Source organism: Silanimonas sp., assembly GCF_027531545.1.
Taxonomy (GTDB): Bacteria; Pseudomonadota; Gammaproteobacteria; order Xanthomonadales; family Xanthomonadaceae; genus Silanimonas.
Map to the genome: position 1 here is coordinate 1 of NZ_JAPZSC010000055.1, position 3,363 is coordinate 3,363.

At 66.3% G+C, this 3,363-nt stretch carries 3 protein-coding genes and 1 pseudogene; all 4 read left to right on the forward strand.

Features of this window, described 5'->3' with window-relative positions; all coding sequences use genetic code 11:
• A pseudogene (locus O9280_RS16380) lies at positions 1-343 on the forward strand (type VI secretion system ATPase TssH); the annotation flags it as partial.
• Positions 344-360: 17 nt separating this feature from the next.
• The gene (locus tag O9280_RS16385; RefSeq protein ID WP_298345294.1) at positions 361-1,722 is read left to right on the forward strand and encodes a hypothetical protein; all 1,362 of its coding nucleotides are present in this window, start codon (positions 361-363) and stop codon (positions 1,720-1,722) included.
• Positions 1,723-1,796: 74 nt separating this feature from the next.
• On the forward strand, positions 1,797-1,991 hold the full coding sequence (locus O9280_RS16390; RefSeq protein WP_298345297.1) for a hypothetical protein: 195 nt from the start codon (positions 1,797-1,799) through the stop codon (positions 1,989-1,991).
• Between the two features lie 37 nt (positions 1,992-2,028).
• Positions 2,029-3,186: a hypothetical protein gene (locus tag O9280_RS16395; RefSeq protein ID WP_298345300.1), complete on the forward strand. Its 1,158-nt coding sequence runs from the start codon at positions 2,029-2,031 to the stop codon at positions 3,184-3,186.
• Positions 3,187-3,363 lie beyond the last annotated feature (177 nt).

Genomic DNA, 3,363 nt, shown 5'->3' on the forward strand with positions numbered 1-3,363 from the left:
GATCTTCCCGCCGGCGCTGCTGGGGCGGCTGGTGACGATTCCGTACTACCCGCTGAGCGACGACATGCTGGGCAAGATCGTCAAGCTGCAGCTCAACCGCATCAAGAAGCGGGTGGAGGCGCGCTACAAGATTCCGTTCGAATACGGCGAGGACGTGGTGCAGCTCGTCGTCAGCAGCTGCACCGAGAGCGAGAGCGGCGGGCGGATGATCGATGCCATTCTGACGAACACGATGCTGCCGGACATCAGCCGGGAGTTCTTGACGCGGATGATGGGGGGCAAGCCGATCGAGCGCGTGGCCGTCGGCACGGCCGAAGGCCAGTTCGTCTACCAGTTCAGCTAAAGCATTGGAGTACCAGAATGGCAGCTTCCGAAGAGAAATTCCTCGAAGCGGCGCGCAAGGGCAAGTTCAGCGTCTCGAACTGGCAGGCGATGACGGGCATCGGGCGCTTCGATGCGGTGTACCAGCCGCAGGCCAACCTGATGAACGTCACGCTAAAGGTGTTCACCGAGTTCCGCGACTTCGACCAGGTCTGGCGCGACGACGAGAAGCTGGCCTGGGAGCCGCGGGCCTTCCGGACCATCGAGGACTTCTGGTCGCGCCGCTTCTTGTTCCAATGCACGCGGCCCGGCTGGCAGAAGTACAGCGTCAACGTGGACGTCAAGCTCGTCGCACGGCCCAAGGCCGACGCCCACATGCATCTGATGGTGGACAAGCGGCCGCCGACGATGGGCACGCAGGGTGGTGGCGTCGATTGGAGTCCGCAGCCGCCGCTGTGCATGATCGACAACCTGGCGATCGAACCGAAAGACCAGCGCAAGCTGCGTGAGGGCATCTTCGCGCTGCGCCTGCTCCAGATGGGCCAGGGGCTGACCGAGCGCGGCCTGGGGACGGTCGCGTTCGCGGCCAACAGCGCCGATCTCGCGCCGGCCGACAAGATCAAACTGCTGGACTACGCGAAGTTCGTGCATCGCATCGCCACCAACGACGTCACCGGCATCGAGCTGGTGGTCTTCGGCGGCACCGGGTCGGGCGACGGCATCTTCCAGAGCGGCCTTGGCAAGCGCCGGGCGCGCGCGGTGGCCGACATCCTGGGCAGCGTGATCCGCGACGACACCAAGCTGACGGTCACCGATTCTTCGAGCAAGCGCCCCGGGTTGAAGCCGATCCTGCTGTCGGCGCTGTCCGCGGCTGCCGGCAAGACCGTGACCTCGACCTCGTTCCGCGGCGTGGTGATCGTGCCCTACGTCGGGCCCGACATCGACCGTGCCGCCGAGCGCAACTACATCGTGCTCGCGCACGAGTTCGGCCACATGCTCGGGCTGCCCGACGAGTACATGGGGCGCCTGCACCCGCTTCTGACCGACCGCGTGAACGCCGACAACATGATCTCGCGCACGCTGCAGCTGGCCACCAAGGCGGGCGATCCCGCGAGCTGGACCGACTCCGACCGGCGCAAGGCGGCGCAGCAGGGCGGCATGGCCGAGATGCTGCGCTACAACCCCGACGTCAAGGCGCCGACGTTCATGGACCAGACGCAGATCATCGACAACGTGCAGGTGTCGTCGAACAGCATCATGTACGGCGGCATGGAGGTGATGCCGGCGCACTACCTGACGCTGTGGTCCTGCCTGTGCGAAATGACCTGGGGCTACCTTGACCCACGCCACTGGAAGATCGTGCCCAGCCCCCACAACCGCAGCGGCATCCGCTACTTTTGAGCGCCCGGGGCGGCGTCAGGCGGGCCAGGCCGCCCAGGCGGGCCCGTCGGCGGCGACCGAGTGCAGCGTTCGCCGTGCAGGCGGACGAGAACGACCCCAACGTGCGTCTGCTCTACCACTACTCGGGCATCGAGGCCAACCCGGCGGCGCTGAAGGCACCCTGGGAACCGGCGAAGCTCGACGCCGTGCTCGCCAAGCTCACCAAGCTGGACGCGCCCCAGCGCGAGAAGCTCCGGAAGGCCTGGCCGAACGCCTTCTTCTCGGCCTGACGCGCAGCGCCGGGCCCCCACCTCATGGAGAGACTGAATGTCGAAGTCCTATGACACGCGCCTCGCCGACACCGTGGGCGTCATCACCGACATCTGCGGCGAGATCGACGGCCGGCAGATCAAGCGGCTGCTCGACGGCATGACGACCCAGCAGCAGAAGAAGCTCAGCGAGAGCCTGTCGATCGGCTACAAGGGCTCGTCGAGCGACCTCGCGGTCAAGCGCCTGCGCGCCGTCAAGCGTGCCGTGGTGCTTGCCTCCACGCTGCTGCCGGGCGCGGCGGCCAAGAGCTTCGACGACCTCAACGGCGAGACCTACATCGCCCTGGCCGAGCGCCTGCGCAAGCTCTTTCCCTTCCGCGCGCGCCCGATCCTCGGTAACTTCGACGGCCGCATTGACTGGGAGTTCAGCTGCACCGACCCGGCGCGACACAACGCCGGCAGCTTCCGCTACCTTGTGCACGGCATCATGGCCGCGCCTTCGCGGGTGGCGCAGTACACCGAGATCGGCGGCAAGGTCACGAACGACGGCGAGAAGAGCGCCTACGACCAGGCCAAGAAGAAGTTCTCCGGCAACCCCGACATGCTGGTCGAGACGCAGAAGGGCGGCGGCTCGCTGAAGAGCTTCAACCTCGACGCCAAGTTCTTCGTGCAGTACCTGCGCAACCCCGACGTGCTGAAGAACGTGATCATCAGCACCTCGCTCATCGACGAGAGCCACCGCGCCACCTACTACCCCTTCGGCTTCATCCTCGACGTGCCGGCCGTCAACATCTACAGCGCCAGCGGCCGCGACCAGGGCGTGGCCAACCGCACCGACAACATCCTGGAAGAGTTCCAGCGCATCTTCGACAGCAACAACGTCGACAACCGCATCCTGTCGCCCAAGCAGGTACTCGACCAGACGACCGGTGTCGAGGGCAAGCTCCACTACAACGAAGTGGTGGTCGTGGGCACCTCGCCCGAGGGGAAGTGCGTCCGTGTGAACGGCCTGTTCGTGAAGGTGGATGCCGCGCGCAACCTCTGGGTCGACCCGGCCCTGAAGACGCCCTACGTGACGCTGGAGATCGCGCAGCTGGTCAACGAGCTGGCCACCGCGCGCAACCTGCCCATCGTGAGCATCGTCGACACCGCGGGCGGCGCCGCCACCAAGCCGGTGCCGGCGCGCAGCTACTTCGAGAACATCTTCGGGCTCTGAGCGAAGACGGGCGCGAGGCGGCCGGTGACACCTGAACCTAAATCCGGCAGTTACCCCGTCGCTTGAAGCGCTGGTGGGGGCTTCGGTGGTCCGATGACTGGCGCGATCCGGTCGCTGATGTAGCGCAACAGGTGGCCCCATCGGTCCAGGCCCTTGAACTGCTCCGCAGCGGCCCTG

Bases quoted from the DNA above. Each gene is read 5' to 3' on its own strand.
- O9280_RS16395 (WP_298345300.1), top strand. From the start codon at position 2,029: ATGTCGAAGTCCTATGACACGCGCCTCGCCGACACCGTGGGCGTCATC.
- O9280_RS16385 (WP_298345294.1), top strand. From the start codon at position 361: ATGGCAGCTTCCGAAGAGAAATTCCTCGAAGCGGCGCGCAAGGGCAAG.